The sequence below is a fragment of the Streptomyces sp. NPDC058683 genome (genome assembly GCF_042716195.1).
In the GTDB taxonomy this organism is placed as follows: Bacteria; Actinomycetota; Actinomycetes; order Streptomycetales; family Streptomycetaceae; genus Streptomyces.
The window spans coordinates 43442-61209 of the sequence record NZ_JBHXSK010000006.1; the positions used below are offsets into that span (position 1 = coordinate 43442).

The following is a 17768-nucleotide window of genomic DNA, read 5'->3' on the forward strand; positions in this document are numbered from 1 at the left end:
GGACGCCCTCCTCAAGCTCTGGTATCAAGGTTCTGTCGAGATGAGAATACTATTCTCATCCAGTAGATGGGACCCTCTCAACAGGTGGGGGCGAGAGATGAACCAACGGGCGGCGCTGGTCTTCGAGGACCGGGAGTACAGCCGTGCGGAGCTGACCGCCCTCGCGGATGGGCTGGCCGGGGCACTGGCCCGGCGGGGTGTGCGGTCGGGAGAGCGGGTGGCCCTGATGTCGTCCAACCGGCCCGAGTTCGTGATCGCCGTGCAGGCGGTCTGGCGGCTGGGCGCGGCGGTGGTCCTGCTCAGTCCGGCCTGGCGGCGGGGTGAGGTCGAACACGCCCTGGACGTCACCGAACCGGCGCATGCGATCGGCGACCACCCGGTGCTCGCCGAGCTGATGCCCATGCTGCACCTGGACGAGCCGATCGTCCCGGGACGGGCGGAAGAGGTGCCCGTCGACGGGGACGCCGACGCGGTCCTGGTGTTCAGCTCGGGCACCACCGGTATGCCCAAGGCGGTCCGCCACACCCACGCCTCGCTCGCCGCGGCCGTACGCCACTGGCGGGACGCCCTCGGTCTCACCTCCCGCGACCGTATCCAGATCGCCACCCCGCCCTCGCACATCCTGGGCCTGCTCAACATCGTCACCGCGCTGGAATCCGGTGCCTGGCTGCGGCTGCACCGCCGCTTCGACCTGGACCGGCTGCTGCACCACATCGAACTCGACCGCATCACCGTCGAGATGGCCGTCGCCCCGATCGCGCTCGCCATCGCCTCCCACCCGAAGCTGGAGTCGTACGACCTGTCCTCGCTGCGCTACATCATGTGGGGCGCCACACCGGTGACCCCGAGCATCGCCGAGACGGTGACCCGACGGACGGGCGTGGGCTGGGTGCCCGCCTACGGGACGAGCGAACTGCCCGTCATCGCCTGCAATCCGCTCGACGGCGCCCGCCTGGACACGCCCGGCCGGCCCGTGCCCGGGGTGCGCCTGCGGGTCGTCTCGCAGGCGACCGGGGAGCCGGTCGGAGCTGGTGTGACCGGGGAGATCGAGGTGCGCTCGGAGTCCCTCACCGCCGGGTACCTGCCGTCCGAGGCGACGGCGGACGCCCTGCACGACGGCTGGTACCGCACCGGCGACGTGGGCAGTGTCGACGCGGACGGCTGGGTGTACCTCACCGACCGCTCCAAGGAGATGATCAAGGTGCGGGCGTTCCAGGTCGCCCCCGCCGAGGTCGAGGCCGTGCTGCACGGCCATCCGGCGGTCGCCGACTGCGCGGTATACGGCGTTCCGGACGGTGCGGACGGAGAGGCGGTCGTCGCGGCGGTCCAGCGGGCCGCACCGGTCGAGGCCGCCGAACTCGTCGCCCTGGTCGGCAGCCGGCTGGCCTCCTACAAGCGGCCGCGCCGCATCGAGTTCGTGACCGGGATCCCGCGTCTGCCGTCGGGAAAGGTGCTGCGCCGGGTCCTCAAGGAGCAGGCCCTCAAGGAGCAGGCCCTTAAGGAGCAGGCCTTGAAGGACCGGGCTCACCAGGAACAAGCTCTCAAGGAGCCCGATGGACGTACGTCTGACCACTGAGCAGCGCCAACTCCGCGAGGCCGCCGCCAGGTTGGCCGATGACCTCGGACCCGGCTCGGTTCTCGGCCTGGACGACGCCGACCGGATCGCACGGCTGGAGAAGGCGGTCGAGGCCACCGGCTGGCGGGCGTTGCGCTCGGACGGCGCGTCCGGTGTCGAAGTGGCCCTTGTCGTCGAGGAGTTCGGGCGCGGACTGGTCGACGTCCCGCTCCTCGGCCCCGTACTCGCCGACGACCTGGCGCGGGGCATCTCGTCGGCGACCGTGGCCGTGGACGGCCGGGCGCGGGACGCGCGCGGCATGCGGCAGGCCGTCGGCCTCCAGGGCAACCGGGTGCTGTCCACCGGCGTCGGCCCCCTCGTGCCGGGCGCCGACCTCACCCGCCGGGACGCCGAACTGTGCGGCACCCCCGAGCAGATCGGCACCCTCACCGACGAAACCGGCGGCCGCCGAAGGACGTTGGCCCTGGTCGCGACATCCGCCGACCTGGTCGGCACGGCCCGCGGCGCGCACACCCTCGCCCGCGACTACGCGAAGATCCGGGCACAGTACGGCCGGACGATCGGCTCCTACCAGGCCGTCGCCCACCTCCTCGCCGAGGGACTGGCCCTGATCGAGGGCTCGGTCAGCGTCCTGCGGCACGCCGCCTGGGCCGTCGACGAGCTGCCGCCCGCCGAGGCGGTCCGCGCCGCCCGTATCGCCAAGCTCTACTGCGCCCGGGCCGCCCGCACCGTCTGCGAGACGGCCGTCCAGGTGCACGGCGGCATCGGCAACACCTGGGAGTGCCTCGCCCATGTCCACCTGCGCCGGGCCCTGACCTCCATCGACCTGTTCCCCGTCCGCCTGGAGGAGATCGACCGTGGACTTTCGTGACGCGCCCGAGGAGGCCGCCTTCCGCGAGCGCCTGCGCGGCTGGCTGACCGAGCACGCAGGCACCTTCCCCACCGCCGGCGACGCCTACTGGGCCCGCCAGGGCGACTGGCACCGCGCCCTGCACGCGGCCGGCTTCTTCGGCCTGTCCTGGCCCAGGAAGTACGGCGGCCAGGAACTCCCGCCCGTCTACGACGTCATCCTCGACGAGGAACTCGCCCGCGCCGGGGCCCCCGCCCGCCCCAGCCTCGGCTACCTCGTCCAGGGCCTCGGCCGGCACGGCAGCGAGGAACTGCGCCGGCGCTTCCTGCCCGGCATGATCGACGGCACCGAACGCTGGTGCCAGGGCTTCAGTGAACCCGGCGCCGGCTCCGACCTCGCCTCCCTCGCCACCACCGCCACCCGCGACGGCGACACCTACGTCCTGAACGGCCACAAGATCTGGACCAGTTACTCCGACGTCGCCGACTGGTGCCTGCTCCTCGCCCGCACCGACCGGGACGCCCCACGCCACAAGGGCATCTCGGCCTTCATCGTCGCCATGGACCAACCCGGCGTCGGACAGCGCCCGTTGAAGATGATGAGCGGGGTGACCAAGGAGTTCGGCCAGGTCCTGTTCGACGGCGCCACGGTCCCCGCGGACCAGATGGTCGGCGCACCCGGCGAGGGCTGGGCGCTGGCCCTGACGGTCGTAGGACACGAACGCGAACCCTCGACCCTCGGCTTCTCGGCCCGCTACGGCAAGCTCGTCCGCGACCTCGTGGCCCGCACCCCGGGCACCCCGCCCCCGGAACTCGCCTGGGCGATCGTCGAGACGGAGATGCTGCGCCTGCATGTCCGCCGACGGCTCTCCGAGCAACTCGACGGCGTCTCGCACGGCCCCGAGGGCTCCCTGGACAAGCTCCTGATGACCTGGACGGAACAGACGGTGGGCCATGCGGCCCTGGCCGTCGGCGGTACGGGGGACCCGGACCTCCTGCACGCCTACCTGTACAGCCGCGCGCAGAGCGTCATGGGCGGCACCTCGCAGATCCAGAAGAACATCATCGCCTCGCGAATCCTCGGACTGGGAGCCTGACATGACGGACGGTCAGCACATGTACGGCATGCCGGAGGAGATCGAGGTCCGTGCCGACGGCCCGCTGCGGATCATCACCCTCAACCGGCCCGACGCCCTCAACGCCGTCAACGATCCGCTGCACACGGGCCTTGCCCGGCTGTGGCCCCGGCTGGCCGAGGACCGGGACGCCCGGGCCACCGTACTCACCGGAGCGGGAAAGGCGTTCTCCGCGGGCGGCGATTTCGGCTACCTCGACGAGATCCGGCAGGATCCCGACCTGCGCGCGAAGACCATCGCCCATGGCCGGGACCTGGTCCTCGGCATGGTCCGCTGCCGCGTCCCGGTCGTCGCCGCCGTCAACGGCCCCGCCGTGGGCCTCGGCTGCAGCCTGGTCGCGCTGAGCGACATCGTCTACCTGGCCGAGTCCGCCTACCTCGCCGACCCGCACGTGCAGGTCGGCCTGGTGGCGGCCGACGGCGGCCCGCTCACCTGGCCGCTGCACACCAGCCTGCTGTTCGCGAAGGAGTACGCCCTGACCGGCGCCCGCATCCCGGCTCGGAAGGCCGTCGCCCTGGGACTGGCCAACCACGTCGTGGCCGACCCGCTCGCCGAGGCGACGGCCTGCGCCAAGCGGATCGCGGGACTGCCGAGGCAGGCCGCGGAGAGCACCAAGCGTCTCCTCAACATGCATCTGGAGCGCGCGGTGCTGGCCACCCTCGACTACGCCACGACCGCCGAGGAACAGTCCTTCCAGACCGACGACTTCCGGGACACCCTCGCCCGCCTCACCGGCCGGGAGAAGTGAGTCGCCGGGGAGAGCTGGGGCCGGGGCGCGAAGGGCGGGCCGTCGGCCGTCACTTGGGCGGGAACCGCAGCGCCCCGTCCAGGCGGATCACCTCGCCGTTGAGATAGTCGTTCTCGCAGATGTGCTGCACGAGTGCGGCGTACTCGGGGGAGCGGCCCATCCGCCGGGGGTGCGGCACCTGCGGCCCCCAGTACGCCTCCAACTGGTCACCCGCCTTGCCGTAGGCGGGCGTCAGGAACGTGCCCGGCGCGACGGTGACGACCCGGATGCCGAGCGGGGACAGGTCACGCGCGGCCACCAGGGTCATGGCGGCGACCCCGCCCTTGGCGGCGGCGTAGGGAAGCTGGCCGGTCTGGCCCTCGTACGCCGCTATGGACGCGGTGTTGAGAATGACACCCCGGCCGCCGTCCTCGTCCACCGGCTCCTGCCCGGCCATCGCGGCGGCGGCCAGCCGCATGACGTTGAAGACACCGGTCAGGTAGATGTCGACGGTCCGCCGGAACCCGGCGAGGTCCAGCGGCTCACCGTCCCGTCCGACCAGCCTGCCGCCGCTCGCCGGGCCGCCGTGCACGTCCACCGAGATCCGCAGCGGGCCGAGCGCCTGCGCCGCCGTGATCGCCGTCCGGACCTCGCCCTCGTCGGTGGCGTCCGTGCGTACGTACCGGACGCCCAGCTCCTCCTCCAGGGCCTTGCCCTTCTCGTCGGCGAGGTCCGCGACGACCACGGACGCTCCCGCCGCGCGCAGCCGGCGCACCGTGGCCTCGCCCAGGCCTCCCGCCCCGCCCACCACGACCGCCGACGCCCCTTGAACCCGCATCGCGACTCCCCTCCCAGGGATACCTGGTTCTAGAATCGGGAGAGTAGCATTCTCGCCCAGTGATGTGATCCCTGTCCGGCCCGCCGAGTTGGAGACCGTCATGCCCGAGGCAGTCATCGTGTCCGCCCTGCGCACCCCCGTCGGCACCGCTCGCAGGGGGACGCTGCGCGACACCACCGCCTTCGATCTGGCTCACCGCATCGTCGAAGCGGCCGCGGCCGGGCTCGACCCGGACCGCGTCGACGACGTGGTCCTCGGCGAAGGTCTCTACGGCGGGGGCGTCCTCGCCCGGCACGCCGCGCTCACCACCGGCCTCACCGGCGTCCCGGGGGCGGCCGTCAACCGGCACTGCGCCGCCGGGCTCGCCGCCGTGGCCGACGCCGCCGCGAGCATCCGCGCCGGCATGGACGAACTGGTGATCGCGGGAGGCGTCAACTCGGCCTCCACGGCACCGAGATCAGCCTTCCGTGTCGACGGTGAATGGATCGAGCCGTGGATGCCGCCCACCCACCCCCACCGCCCGGACGCCCCCAACAACGACATGTCGATCACCATCGGCTGGAACGTCGCCCGGCGGGCCGGCATCAGCCGCGCCGAGATGGACGCCTGGGCGCTGCGCTCGCACCAGAACGCCGTGCGCGCCATCGACGAGGGCCGTTTCGATGCCGAGACCGTCCCCGTCGACACCCCGCACGGGCTCTTCACCGTCGACGAACACCCTCGCCGGGACACCTCGTTGGAGAAGCTCGCCGCGCTCAAGCCGCTGCACCCCGAGATCGAGGGCTTCAGCATCACCGCCGGCAACGCCTGCGGTGGCAACGACGGCGCGGCGGCCCTGGTCGTCGCGAGCGGGCCGACGGCGGCCGCCCAGGGCCTGCCCGTGCTGGCGACCGTACGGTCCTGGGCGTCCGTCGGCGTGGACCCCGCGGAGACCGGGCTCTCCCCGGTGAAGGCCATCCCCAAGGCGCTCGCCCGCGCCGGCCTCACCACCGCCGACGTCGACCTCTACGAGATCAACGAGGCCTTCGCCTCGGTGGCCGTGGCCGCCGTCCGCCGCCTCGGCCTCGACGCCGACCGGGTCAACGTCAATGGCAGTGGCTGCTCCCTCGGCCATCCCGTCGCCGCCACCGGCGCCCGCATGCTGGTCACGCTCGTGCACGAACTGCGGCGCCGGGGCGGCGGAATCGGGGTCGCGTCGATGTGTGCGGGAGGCGGCATGGGGTCGGCGATGGTGGTGGAGGTGCCGGCGCCGTGAGGCAGGCGCCGGGAGGTCGCCGACCCGAGGTCATCCCGGCTCCGGCGCGAAGCGCAGCAGCGCCTCCTGGGCGTAGGACGCGACCAGGAGGCCGTCCTCGGTGAGGACGTCGCCCCGGCCGAAGCAGCGGCCGTGCGCCAGGACCGGGCTGTGCTGCCGCAGCAGCAGCCAGCCGTCGGCGTCGAACGGCCGGTGGAACCAGACGGTGTGCGAGGTGACCGCGGACGTGAAGGCCGTCCCGGAGTCGTGCTGGGTGACTCCGGCGAGGGGGCGCAGGGCGGTGCCGATGAGCGTCAGGTCGGTGGCGTAGGCGGTGAGCGCCGGGGCCAGGTCCGGGGCGGCGGCCGGGCAGCGCATCCACAGCTCGAACTCCGGCGGCTCGGACGCCGGGGCGTCCAGGTCGGCTGTGGTCCGTATCTCCCAGGGGATCGGGTGGAGGTCCCTACGGTGTTCGGGGCCGGGCAGTCCGGGCATGCCCGGGACCGTCTGGCGGGCGGGGCCGTCCTCCGGGACGTGCAGGGAGACCGACGCGGCGGCCACCACGCCCTGCGTCTGCCGGGCGACCACCGTCGACGCGGCGAAGGAACCCCCGTCGTGGTGGCGCCGTACCTCGTAGCGGACGGGCTCTTCCGGCCGGCCCGCACGGGCGAACAGGGCATGCAGGGACTTGACGTTCTTGCCCGGGCAGCCGAGCTGCGCCGCCCGGACGAACTGGGCCAGCAACTGCCCGCCGAACAGCCGGTGGTAGCCGAGTCGTTGGTTGCTCGCCTCGTAGACGGGGCCGGTCTCCTCGTCGTGCTCCTGGAGGTCGAGGCAGTGCAGGAGGTCGTCCCAGAGTTCACTCACGGCAAGTGGCATGCCGGCGAGGGTAATGGAAATATCCGAATGTGAGAATGGCGCTCTCGCGAGTAGGGAGGCGCCGGGTCGGCGGCCGACCCGGCTCGCCCTGCCCCCTACTCGCCCGTGATCCCGCTCGCGCAGAAGTCCCAGATCTCCTCCGCGGTCAGCGGGTGGGCCGCGTCCTGGCCGCTGGACTGGGCGTTGAACATGACGGTCTGCATGGTCAGCGCCGCCACCCGCTTGGCCTTGTAGCCCGGCCGGAGCACGTTCGCCTCCTCCAGACTCTCCATCAGTTCGGTGAAGAGCGCGAGGAGCGGCGCGTTCGCGACCCGCATCTCGGCCGGGTGCGAGACCAGCAGGCGCAACGCGAAGTCGCTGAACAGGGGGCGCTGCTGGCCGGTCGGGTCGGGGCGCGAGCTCTCGAACAGCTCCTGGACGACCACCCTGAGCCGGTCCAGCGGATCGGACTGCTCGGCCGCGATGGCCCGCAACTGGTCCGCGGACTTGCCCATCGCCTCCTCGAACAGGGCGAGCAGCAGCTCGTGCTTGCCGTCGAAGTGCTGGTAGAAGCTCCGCAGTGACTGCTTGGAGCGGTCGACGACCTCCTGCACGGTGAAGTCGGTCGTCCCCTTCTCCGCCATGATCGCCTGCGCCGCGTCGAGGAACCGCTCCACCCTCTGCTCCGCCCGGCGTTTCGCCGCCTGGGTGGAACGCTCGACCGCGCGCTGCTTCCAGGCCGGTTCCTCGGTCGAGGTGCTGCTCACGGGCTGATCCGCCTTCTGTGCCATGGGGAGAACATTACTGCACCACACCGGCAAGCAACCTATATCCAGTCTGGACATCACCACAGATCTGGAGGAGACTTCTGATTCCCGATAGTGAGAATGGGATTCTCCTCATCGTGCTCGGAGGTGCCGATGCTGTTCGAGTTCGACGCCGAGCAACGGCTGTGGCAGGACACCGTGCACAAGGCCGTCCTCAAGGACTGCCCGCCGGCGCTGGTGCGGTCCGTCGTGGACGACGGCGCCGACCCGGACCCACTGTGGCGCGGCTATGCGGACCTCGGCTGGACCGAGCTGACCGACCCGGCGGACGCGGTGGAACTGGCGATCGTCCTGGAGGAGCTGGGCCGGGCCACCGACCCCACGCCCTACCTGGCGACCCTGACCCAGTTCGTCCCGCTCGCACCGGAGTTCGCTGATCCGGGGCGATCCGGCACGGCCGTCCACGAGGGAGTCACCGCACGGCCCGTCGACAACGGCTGGGTCCTGGAAGGCACCGCCCGCCACGTGCTCGACGGCGACCGCGCCGACCGCCTCGCCGTCGTCACCGACGCCGGCGTCTTCGTCGTACCCGCCGCCGCGGCGACCGCCGTACGCACCCCGGTCTTCGACCCTGTACTGCACGTCGCCGACGTCACCTTCGCGCAGGTCCGGGTCGGCGAGGGCGAGCGGAGCGGGGCGGACCCGGGGAACGCCCGTCATGTCGCGCTCACCGGGATGGCCCTGACCATGGTCGGCGCCTGCCGTCGTGCGCTCGACCTGGTGCTCGACCACATCCGCACCCGCCGTCAGTTCGACGCGCCCATCGGCTCCTTCCAGGCCGTCCAGCACAAGGCCGCCGACATGCACGTGGCGATCGAACGGGCCCGCGCCCTCGCCTACTTCGCCGCCCTCACCATCGCCGAGGACGACCCCCGGCGCGGCCTGGCCGCCTCGATGGCCAAAGCTTCGGCGGGGGAGTGCCAGGCCCTGGTGTTCCGCAACGCCGTGCAGCTGTTCGGGGCGATGGGGCACACCTGGGAGAACGACCTGCAGTTCGCGGTCAAGCGGGCGAAGGCGGGCGAGCTGATGCTGGGCGGGGCCGCCGAGCACCGGGCGCTCATCGCCGACCGGTGGGTTGCCGAGGCGGTGTCATGAGGCTGTCCTTCGATGCCGAAGTGGAGGCCTTCCGCGCCGAGTTCGCCGCCTTCCTGGAGGCCGGCCTGCCACCCGAGGCGGAGGCCGCCGAACGCTCCCGCTCCACCGCGCACCTGCCGGAGTGGGCCAGACGCTGGCAGCGCCTCCAGTTCGACGAGGGCTGGCTGCTGCCCGGCAACCCACCCGAGTTCGGCGGCCGCAACGCCACCGTCGTCCAGCAGTACGTGCACCGCGAGGAGCTGTCCCGGCGCCGTATCTGCCACAGCTTCAACCCGCAGGGCGTCGGGATCATCGCCGCCTCGCTGCTCTCCTTCGGCACCGAGGAGCAGAAGCACCGCTGGGCCGTGCCCATCCTGCGTGCCGAGCTCACCGCCGCCCTCGGCATGAGCGAGCCCGGCGCCGGATCCGACCTCGCCTCCCTGCGCACCCGCGCCGTACTCGACGGCGACCACTTCACCGTCGACGGCCAGAAGGTCTGGACGTCCGGCGCCCACGACGCCGACGTGCTTCTCGCCTTCGTCCGCACCGACCCCGCCGCCCTCAAGCACAAGGGCATCAGCGTCCTGCTCGTCCCCACCGACACCCCCGGCGTGACCCGCCGCCCCTTCGCCTCCTACACCAGCCCCGACGACAAGGACTTCAACGAGGTCTTCTTCGAGGACGTCCGGGTCCCCGCCGAGAACCTCGTCGGCCCCCTCCACCAGGGCTGGCGGGTCGCGAACGGCTCCCTCGGGCACGAGCGCACCCTGATGTGGCTGGGCGAGGCCGAGCGACTGGAGGCCGCCGCACGCGACTTCCGGCCCACCGACGCCCTGGAGAAGGACTGGTACGCCACGCTCGTCATGGACCTCCAGGCGCTACGTCTGCTCGGCTCGGCCGCCCTCGCCCGCGCCGCCCGCGGCGAGCAGGACGTACCGGCGCTGTCCGTGCTCAAGGTGTTCGGCTCGGAGGCGGCACAGCACGCCCTGGAGCACGTCCTGGAGGCGTCCGGCCCCGACGGCCTGGTGCATCCGGCGCGGACGGCGCCGTACCACCACATGAGCTTCGACGACGACTCCGCCAGCTGGTTCAACCGCTTCGCCCGCAGCTTCGGCGGCACCATCGCCGGCGGCACGTCCGAGATCCAGCGCACGATCATCGCCGAGCGGGTGCTCGGTCTGCCCCGACGCTGAGGAGACGTCCGTGCACATCCTGTACGAGGCCGGGGACGGCATCGCCACCCTCACCCTCAACCGGCCCGAGGCCGCCAACGCCCAGAACGCCGCCCTCCTCGACGAACTCGACGCCGCCTGGACGCGGGCCGCCGAGGACGCGGAGGTGAAGGTGATCGTGGTGCGCGCCGAGGGGAAGCACTTCTCCGCCGGGCACGACCTCAAGGACCGCTGGCCCGGCCCCGACGAGATTACCCTGGAGTGGATCTACCGGGCCGAGAACCGCAGGTACCTGGAGTACACGCTGCGCTGGCGCAACGTACCGAAGCCGTCGATCGCCGCCGTGCAGGGCCGCTGCATCGCCGGCGGTCTGATGCTCTGCTGGCCCTGCGACCTGATCGTGGCCGCCGAGGACGCCCTGTTCTCCGACCCGGTCGTCACCATGGGCATCGGCGGCGTCGAGTACCACGGCCACACCTGGGAGCTGGGCGCCCGCAAGGCGAAGGAGATCCTCTTCACCGGCCGGCCGCTGACCGCCGAGGAGGCCGAGCGGGTCGGCATGGTCAACCAGGTCGTGCCACGCGCCGAGCTGGACGCGGCCACCCGTGAACTCGCCGAGCGGATCGCACGGATGCCCGCCTTCGGACTGCGCCAGGCCAAACGTGCCGTCAACCAGACCCTGGACGTCCAGGGCTTCTACGCCGCCGTCCAGTCGGTGTTCGACATCCACCAGACCGGCCACGGCAACGCGCTGAGCGTCAGCGGCCATCCGATCCTGGCGAAGCTGGACGAGATGAAGCAGAAGCTGCGTTAGCGCCGCTCGGCCAGGCTCTGGGTGCCGAGCACCGAGATCAGCTCCAGTTTCTCGGCGGCCTCGGTGCCCGGCTCGGCCGAGTACACGAGGATGTGCAGGTCGTGCCCCTCGACCCGGAGCTGGTCGCAGTCCAGGGTGAGCAGGCCCACCTGCGGATGCTCGACGGTCTTGCGTGACGCCTCCAGCCGGCCGACGACCCCCGCGTCCCACAGCTCCGCGAACCGCTCGCTCCCGGCACGCAGCTCCGTGATCATGCGCTGGAGCTGACGGTCCGCCGGATAGCGGGCGGCCGTCGAGCGCAGTTCGGCGACCATGCCGACCTCGAAGGCGCGGCGTTCCTCGGGAGTGTGCCGCACCCGGGTCGGCCGGCCGAGGAAGTTGCGCCACACGCCGTTGCGCTCGAAGCCGCGCCGGCCGGACGGGTCGCCCATCAAGGCCGCGTACATCGGGTTGGCCACCAGGAGCGTCATGGCCGCGTCGGAAACCGCGACCGGAGTGCCGGACAGCCGGTCCAGCAGCCGCTGCACGCTGGGCGTGAGATACCCGGGAACCACGTCCGGACCCGGCGGCACCAGCCCCGCCAGCCCGAACAGATACGTCCGCTCGTCCGCGGAGAGCCGCAGCGCCCGCGCCAGCGCCTCGACGACCTGCACGGACGGGTTGACCGCCCGGCCCTGTTCGAGGCGCGTGACGTAGTCGACCGAGATCCCGGCCAGCAACGCCAGCTCCTCGCGCCGCAGACCCGCCGCGCGCCGCTGGCCACCGGCCGGCAGCCCTGCCGCGTCCGGGGCCACCCGGTCGCGCCAGCGCCGCAGCGCCCGCCCGAGTTCCGTCGCCGTCATGCCCCCCAGTCAACACCGTCGGCCGCGGATGTGCCTGGTACTGGCAGTCCCGGTCTCGGACCGCCTCGCGTCGTTATTTGTGCAGGTCAGACGGATGCTTCACGGGTGTAGGACGGTGTGGGGTCGAATCCGGGTCGAAGGGGCTGCGCAGCAACAAGGGCCAACAGAATGAAATGTGCCGGCACCCCACACCTGTGCTCGCGCCACAAGCGGTGGCTCAGCTAGCGGCTGTTCTCGCTGGTCGTGACGGGTGCACGACCCGTAGCCATGCGCTCATGGTGGAGGAAGACGAGACGAGTCCGGCCGTCCGTGTGGGCGGGCACCGAGGGTCGTCACTCACCGTGAGTGGCTGTGCGGTCAGGAAGATCGGGGCGGTTTGATCCAGCCCAGCGACCGTTCGACGGCCCGCTGCCAGTTGTCGTACTCCGACTCCCGGTGACCGGGGTCCATGCCGGGCAGCCAGCGAGCGGCAGGGTGCCAGTTACGGCGCAGGACCTCGAGGTCCGGCCAGTAGTCGGCGGCGAGCCCGGCGGCGTAGCCGGCGCCCAGGGAGACCGTCTCGGAGACCATGGGCCGTACGACGGGCACGTCGAGCACGTCGGCGACGAACTGCATGAGCAGGTTGTCCGCCGTCATGCCGCCGTCCACCTTCAGCTCCTTCAACGCGACCGAGGAGTCGGCGTTCATGGCGTCGACGACCTCACGCGTCTGCCACCCCGTGGCCTCCAGGACGGCCCGGGCCAGGTGCCCGCTGGTGATGTAGGAGGTGAGGCCGACGATGACGCCGCGTGCGTCGCTGCGCCAGCGGGGTGCGAACAGGCCGGAGAAGGCGGGGACGATGTAGCAGCCGCCGTTGTCCTCGACGGTCCGCGCGAGCGTTTCGATCTCCGGCGCGCTGTTGATCAGTCCCAGCCGGTCGCGGAACCACTGGACCAGTGCGCCGGTGACGGCTATCGACCCTTCCAGGGCATAGACGGGTTTCCGGTCCCCGATCTTGTAGGCGACCGTCGTGAGCAGTCCGTGCCGGGACCGTATGACCTCGGTACCGGTGTTGAGCAGCAGAAAGCTGCCCGTTCCGTACGTGCACTTGGCTTCTCCCGGGGAGAAGCAGGTCTGGCCGAAGAGCGCCGCCTGCTGGTCGCCGAGTGCGGCTGTGATGGGCACGCCGGGGAGCAGCGCGTGGGCCTCGTCGTAGGTCTCCGCGTTGGACCGGATCTCAGGCAGCATCGGACGGGGGACGCCGAAGAACGCCAGAAGTTCCTGGTCCCAGGTGAGGGTACGGATGTTCATCAGCATGGTGCGACTGGCGTTGGTCGCGTCGGTGATGTGCAGACCGCCCTCCGCACCGCCGGTGAGGTTCCAGATCAGCCAGCTCTCCATCGTGCCGAACAGCACCTCACCGTCCTTCGCGCGCTGTTCCAGGCCCTTGACATGGTCGAACAGCCAGCGGATCCGCAGCGCCGAGAAGTAGGTGGAGGGCGGCAGACCGCACCGGTCGAGGAAGAACTCCTCTCCGGGCCGGTTTCTGAGCTCTTCGACGAGCGGCGCCGTACGCGTGTCCTGCCAGACGATCGCCCGGCCCAGCGGGACTCCCGTACGCCGGTCCCAGAGCACCGTCGTCTCCCGCTGATTGGCCACGCCGATGGCGGCGACCTGTCCCGCCTCGACGGCCGTACCGGCTCCGGCCATGGCCTCGGACACCACACGTCGCAGGTTGTGCCAGATCTCGACGGCGTCGTGCTCGACCCAGCCGGGCCTGGGGAAGTGCTGCTGGTGCTCTCTCTGCGCGACGGACACCAGGCGCCCGCCCCGGTCGAACAAAATACATCGCGTGGAATTGGTGCCCTGATCGATGGACATCACATACCGTTCCACCATGATCGGGTCCGCCTTCCGATGGATCGCGGAGGTAGCCGGGGGCCTTACCAGCGAGCGGCACCCAGGTCTCTGGAGATCGCCCGTGCCGCCTCACGGATCAGCGTGATCAGGCCGGTCCGGGGGTGGCCCTGGCTGTCACAGACCCGCTCGACCGGGCCGGACAGCCCGATGGCGCCGACGACCAGGCCGCCATGCCCGCGGATCGGCACGGCGAGCCCGGCCTCACCCATGCTCATCTCCTGTATCTCGGCGGCCCAGCCCAGTTCCCGGACCTCGGCGAGTGCCCGGGTGAGTTGCTCCCGGGTGACCAGGGTGTGCCGCGTGTAGGCCTCCAGCCCCGAATCCACGGCGGATTCGAAGGGCGCGGTCCCATACGCCAGCAGCACCTTGCCCAGCGAGGAGGCGTGCAACGGCAGCAGCGAGCCCACGTCCAGAGTCTGGAGCGTGTCGTCGGGCCGGAACACATGGTGGACGACCAGGACCATGCCTTCCAGGGGGGTGCCCAGGCGTACCGCTTCCCCACTGCGGGCGGCCAGGGCGTCGGCCCAGTTGATGGATCGGGACCGCAACTCGTTGACGTCGAGATAGCTCGTGCCGAGGTGCAGCAAGGCAGCTCCGAGCTGGTACTTTCCGGTCGTCGCGTCCTGCTCCACGAAATCCACGTGCTGGAGTGTGCGCAGAATGCCGTGCGCGGTTCCCTTGGCCAGCCCGAGCGAGGCCGCCACCTCTCCGAGCCCGAGTCGGCGGGGCCCACCTGCGAGCAGGCGCAGAATCGCGGCCGCCCGTTCGATCGACTGGACCGGACCGGCCATGAAGCGAGCCTATTACCGTCGCGGACGGTCTGCCGTACGTGCGGGGGCCCGCCGTGGCACCGGAGCGGGCGGCGGCGTTCGGTAATGCCGACCGCCATTCATTGACCGACCCGGCCTGGCTCCTTAGCGTGCTAGCAGGCCCGGCAAAGCGCCGAGGCGTCTGACGCGGGGCCTGTGGCGCTCACCTCTGGAGACACAAGATGGCGGTACAGCTCAACACCCTGGTACGGGGGGCATGCGAACAGGTCTTGCCGATGCCGCCCCTCGCCGCTGCCGTCCCGGACGTACGTCGACGGGCGGGCGCTGTCCTGGCCGCCTGGCAGGTGTCACCGGAGATCGTCGAGGACGCACTGCTGGTGGTGTCGGAACTCCTCACCAACGCGATCGTCCATGCCCTGCCCCCGGCGATGCTGCGGCTTTCGTGGATCCACGACGCCGGTCTCGGCACCCTGCGCATCGAGGTCACCGATGCGGGGCCCGCACGTACTGCGGGACAACCGCCCGCGGGGATCGACCCGGACGAGCACGGCCGGGGCGAGGAAATCGTCCACGCGCTGGCCACTCGCTACGGCATGGACGTCCGTCCGGGCGGGATCACCCGGTGGGCCGATCTCGTCGCGGTGTGACAGGGCGCGTTGCTGCACCGAGCGCCGGCGGTTCGCCACGGGGAGGGTTCCACAGTTCAGCCGGCCGGCCCCGGGTCGTTCAAAGGGTGCCGACGCCGGCTCCCGTACCGTCAGCGGCCCTGACCCGATAAGAACGCGGCGCCGCTCCGCTCGGCCGATCGCCCTTCACCGTCCGGGCCCCGGCTGCGGACCGACAGCCCGACACCACGGCGACGGACCCGCGTCCGACCTGGTTTCCCGGTTCCGTGGCGGCCGCTCCCGGTACCGCCGATTCGGACGGGACCGGTTCGTCCAGGGTCTCCATACGGAGCAGGAGCAGCGCCGCGTCGTCGTGCAGCCGACCACCCACATGTGCCAGCAGTTCGTCATGGACCGCGGAGAGGATGTGTTCCGGCTCGTCGGACACGTGGTGGGCCACTCTTTGGGCCAGCGGGTAGAACTCGCGGGCACGGTCGCGGGCCTCGGTGACCCCGTCGGTGTAGAGCAGCAGCTGATCTCCGTCGGAGAAGGGCAGAATCTCAAGGCAGGGGGACTCGTCGACGAGGGCGCGCAGGCCGAGGGGCGGAGCCGGACGGGTGGCTTCGACCGCGACGACGCCTCCTGACGCGGGTATCAGCAGGGGAGGCGCATGTCCGCAGTTGACCACTTCCAGTTGCCCCGGGCTCGGGTGTCCGACGACCACGGCGGTGACGAAGTCGTCGGGCCCGAGGTTGCGCGCCAGACTGCGCTCGATCCTGCCGACGACAGCGAGCAGATCGGGCTCGTCATAGGCTGCCTCGCGAAAGACACCGAGGACGAGAGCGGCGATCTCCACCGCCGTCAGCCCCTTGCCGCGTACGTCGCCGACGATCAGCCGTACCCCGTGCGGGGTGGGCACGAGGGCGTAGAGATCACCGCCGATTCGGGCTTCCGCCGCCGCGGCGCTGTAGCGGACCGCGACTCGGAACGGGCCCACGGTCTCCGGGATGGGTTTGAGAACCGCGTGCTGGGCGGCCTCGGCGACCGAGCGGACGGCGGCGAGCACCCGTTCCCGACGGCCGCGCAGTGCGCTGGCCAGGGCACTCGCCAGAGTGACGGCCAGCAGGGCCGAGAGCACGGCCGCCAGCTCGTGCCCCGGACTTCCCTCCCTGGCACCCAGGGTCGCGCCCAGCACCCCGGCGAGGAGTCCAACGCACAGGACGCCCCGGGGACCGTTGGTACTGGCGGCCAGAGCCGGCCCGGCCGCCAGCAACGGCAGCCAGAACATCCCTGATCCGCCGCAGACGTCCACGAACACGATGCCGGAGACGACCAGAACCGGCACGACGGGAATACCGGCGGCCAACGGGGCGGAGGCGCGTTTCGGAACCTGCGCCCCCGGGCCCGCCAGTCGTTCGCTGAGCGGCCGCAACGGCCAGTGGCCGCCACCATGGTCTCGCGCCTGCCTCATGTCGCTGTCCGCAATCCTCACCTGTAGGGGACGTACTCCCGACTTGTCCGTTTCATCCAGGAAAGGGGTTCGGTCAGTAAGTCACAAGGAGAGGATTTTCAGATAGTGAGCGAGAGGCCTCTGGTCACGCGGTCGGCGATCGGGAGCAGTCGGATCCCGATCTCCGTGAGTCGGGGGAGCCGATCCGCCGGGAGGGAGACGCCGAGCGAGCCGAGGACGTCACCACGGTAGATGGGTACGGCGACGCACACCGTGCCGAGGGCGTACTCCTCGATATCCGTGACGGCTGGAGCCATGGGGGAAGAGTCGAGCCTGCGGAGCAGTTCCGGGAGGCTGGTGATGGTCCGTGGCGTCAGATCGGCGAGATCGTGCCGGGAGAGGTAGTCACGGCGGGCGTCGTTGTCCAGTTCGCGCAGTACGGACTTGCCCAGCGCGGTGGCGTGTCCCGCGTCCTCGAATCCCACCCAGAGGTCGACCCGGGGCGCGCGGGGGCCGTCGACGATCTCGGCGACACTGATCTCGCCCCCCTCGTAGAACGTGAGGTAGGTGGCGGCGGCCAGCTCGTCGCGCAGCGCGGCGAGTGTCGGCCGGACGCGGCTGAGCAGCGCCTGCGCGCGACCCGCGGTGTGCAGCGTCTGCAGCTTGTCGCCCAGGACGAAGCCGCCGTCGCCCAGCTTCCGCAGGTATCCGTCGTGGACCAGCGTCCGCAGCAGGTGATAGGCGGTCGCCAGAGGCAGCTCCGTCTCACGTGCCAGCTGTTTCGCCGGCGCGCCGTTCTCGTGGGCGCTCACCGCCTCCAGCAGGCGGAAGGCGCGCTGCACGGACATGATGAGCGTGGGGCTCTCGTGAACGCTCATGCCACCAGCGTGCGCCGGTCGCCCGCCGTGAGCAAGGCGCAGCTCTCGCGAACACCATGTGACACCGTTTGCTGCCGGCTGTTCCCGAAGCCGGCACCTCGCGGTCGCCTCGCCGACGATGTCCACCACCCTGGGGCGTTCCGGAGTCGGCGGGACCACTCGCTGGAACAACTCCCACAGATCTTCCGGCGCCAGCCGTCCGACAAGCGCAGCAGTTTC

Annotated in this window: 17 protein-coding genes and 1 pseudogene; 9 read left to right on the forward strand and 9 right to left on the reverse strand. The window is 71.2% G+C overall.

Annotated elements, in window-relative coordinates; translation table 11 throughout:
- Positions 1 to 40: 40 nt before the first annotated feature.
- The 4 genes from ACFWXC_RS08335 to ACFWXC_RS08350 are packed head-to-tail and all read left to right on the forward strand — an operon-like array spanning position 41 to position 4309.
- Positions 41 to 1576 carry a class I adenylate-forming enzyme family protein gene (locus ACFWXC_RS08335; RefSeq protein ID WP_384475518.1) on the forward strand — a complete coding sequence of 512 codons (1536 nt, stop codon included), beginning with the start codon at positions 41 to 43 and terminating at the stop codon, positions 1574 to 1576.
- Positions 1554 to 2447 carry an acyl-CoA dehydrogenase family protein gene (locus tag ACFWXC_RS08340; protein ID WP_384475005.1) on the forward strand — a complete coding sequence of 298 codons (894 nt, stop codon included), beginning with the start codon at positions 1554 to 1556 and terminating at the stop codon, positions 2445 to 2447. The genes ACFWXC_RS08335 and ACFWXC_RS08340 overlap by 23 nt, the downstream gene beginning before the upstream one ends.
- Entirely contained in the window at positions 2434 to 3522 is a 1089-nt protein-coding gene (locus ACFWXC_RS08345; protein ID WP_384475007.1) for an acyl-CoA dehydrogenase family protein, read from the forward strand. Before ACFWXC_RS08340 ends, ACFWXC_RS08345 begins: the two co-directional genes overlap by 14 nt.
- A 1-nt stretch (position 3523) precedes the next feature.
- Entirely contained in the window at positions 3524 to 4309 is a 786-nt protein-coding gene (locus tag ACFWXC_RS08350; protein ID WP_384475010.1) for an enoyl-CoA hydratase/isomerase family protein, read from the forward strand.
- Positions 4310 to 4358: 49 nt separating this feature from the next.
- Here the strand turns inward: ACFWXC_RS08350 and ACFWXC_RS08355 are convergent, their stop codons facing one another.
- On the reverse strand, positions 4359 to 5126 hold the full coding sequence (locus ACFWXC_RS08355) for an SDR family NAD(P)-dependent oxidoreductase (RefSeq protein WP_384475013.1): 768 nt from the start codon (positions 5124 to 5126) through the stop codon (positions 4359 to 4361).
- Positions 5127 to 5226: 100 nt separating this feature from the next.
- On the opposite strand from ACFWXC_RS08355, the gene ACFWXC_RS08360 reads away from it, so the two are divergent.
- Entirely contained in the window at positions 5227 to 6381 is a 1155-nt protein-coding gene (locus tag ACFWXC_RS08360; protein WP_384475015.1) for a thiolase family protein, read from the forward strand.
- Positions 6382 to 6411: 30 nt separating this feature from the next.
- Here ACFWXC_RS08360 and ACFWXC_RS08365 read toward each other — a convergent pair whose 3' ends face one another.
- Both ACFWXC_RS08365 and ACFWXC_RS08370 read right to left on the reverse strand, forming a co-directional pair.
- Positions 6412 to 7239 carry an acyl-CoA thioesterase gene (locus ACFWXC_RS08365; protein WP_384475018.1) on the reverse strand — a complete coding sequence of 276 codons (828 nt, stop codon included), beginning with the start codon at positions 7237 to 7239 and terminating at the stop codon, positions 6412 to 6414.
- Between the two features lie 95 nt (positions 7240 to 7334).
- On the reverse strand, positions 7335 to 8009 hold the full coding sequence (locus tag ACFWXC_RS08370) for a TetR/AcrR family transcriptional regulator (RefSeq protein ID WP_384475021.1): 675 nt from the start codon (positions 8007 to 8009) through the stop codon (positions 7335 to 7337).
- Between the two features lie 129 nt (positions 8010 to 8138).
- Here ACFWXC_RS08370 and ACFWXC_RS08375 point away from each other — a divergent pair, with 129 nt between their 5' ends.
- The 3 genes from ACFWXC_RS08375 to ACFWXC_RS08385 are packed head-to-tail and all read left to right on the forward strand — an operon-like array spanning position 8139 to position 11105.
- Positions 8139 to 9140 carry an acyl-CoA dehydrogenase family protein gene (locus ACFWXC_RS08375; protein ID WP_384475024.1) on the forward strand — a complete coding sequence of 334 codons (1002 nt, stop codon included), beginning with the start codon at positions 8139 to 8141 and terminating at the stop codon, positions 9138 to 9140.
- The gene (locus ACFWXC_RS08380) at positions 9137 to 10312 is read left to right on the forward strand and encodes an acyl-CoA dehydrogenase family protein (protein ID WP_384475027.1); all 1176 of its coding nucleotides are present in this window, start codon (positions 9137 to 9139) and stop codon (positions 10310 to 10312) included. Before ACFWXC_RS08375 ends, ACFWXC_RS08380 begins: the two co-directional genes overlap by 4 nt.
- A gap of 10 nt (positions 10313 to 10322) precedes the next feature.
- Complete coding sequence (locus tag ACFWXC_RS08385; RefSeq protein WP_384475030.1) at positions 10323 to 11105, forward strand: enoyl-CoA hydratase; 783 nt, start codon at positions 10323 to 10325, stop codon at positions 11103 to 11105.
- Here the strand turns inward: ACFWXC_RS08385 and ACFWXC_RS08390 are convergent.
- The 3 genes from ACFWXC_RS08390 to ACFWXC_RS08400 form a co-directional block, all read right to left on the reverse strand.
- Complete coding sequence (locus ACFWXC_RS08390; RefSeq protein WP_384475033.1) at positions 11102 to 11947, reverse strand: helix-turn-helix domain-containing protein; 846 nt, start codon at positions 11945 to 11947, stop codon at positions 11102 to 11104. The genes ACFWXC_RS08385 and ACFWXC_RS08390 overlap by 4 nt on opposite strands.
- Positions 11948 to 12304: 357 nt before the next feature.
- Positions 12305 to 13825: a glycerol kinase GlpK gene (glpK, locus tag ACFWXC_RS08395; protein ID WP_384475036.1), complete on the reverse strand. Its 1521-nt coding sequence runs from the start codon at positions 13823 to 13825 to the stop codon at positions 12305 to 12307.
- Between the two features lie 44 nt (positions 13826 to 13869).
- Positions 13870 to 14637, reverse strand: a complete 768-nt coding sequence (locus tag ACFWXC_RS08400; RefSeq protein WP_384475038.1) for an IclR family transcriptional regulator — start codon at positions 14635 to 14637, stop codon at positions 13870 to 13872.
- Between the two features lie 200 nt (positions 14638 to 14837).
- Here ACFWXC_RS08400 and ACFWXC_RS08405 point away from each other — a divergent pair, with 200 nt between their 5' ends.
- Positions 14838 to 15263, forward strand: a complete 426-nt coding sequence (locus tag ACFWXC_RS08405; protein ID WP_384475041.1) for an ATP-binding protein — start codon at positions 14838 to 14840, stop codon at positions 15261 to 15263.
- Between the two features lie 79 nt (positions 15264 to 15342).
- Here ACFWXC_RS08405 and ACFWXC_RS08410 read toward each other — a convergent pair whose 3' ends face one another.
- The 3 genes and pseudogenes from ACFWXC_RS08410 to ACFWXC_RS08420 form a co-directional block, all read right to left on the reverse strand.
- Positions 15343 to 16692 carry a PP2C family protein-serine/threonine phosphatase gene (locus ACFWXC_RS08410; protein ID WP_384475044.1) on the reverse strand — a complete coding sequence of 450 codons (1350 nt, stop codon included), beginning with the start codon at positions 16690 to 16692 and terminating at the stop codon, positions 15343 to 15345.
- Between the two features lie 98 nt (positions 16693 to 16790).
- On the reverse strand, positions 16791 to 17549 hold the full coding sequence (locus ACFWXC_RS08415; RefSeq protein WP_384475047.1) for an IclR family transcriptional regulator: 759 nt from the start codon (positions 17547 to 17549) through the stop codon (positions 16791 to 16793).
- Between the two features lie 85 nt (positions 17550 to 17634).
- A pseudogene (locus tag ACFWXC_RS08420) lies at positions 17635 to 17744 on the reverse strand (IS5/IS1182 family transposase); the annotation flags it as partial.
- Between the last annotated feature and the right edge of the window lie 24 nt (positions 17745 to 17768).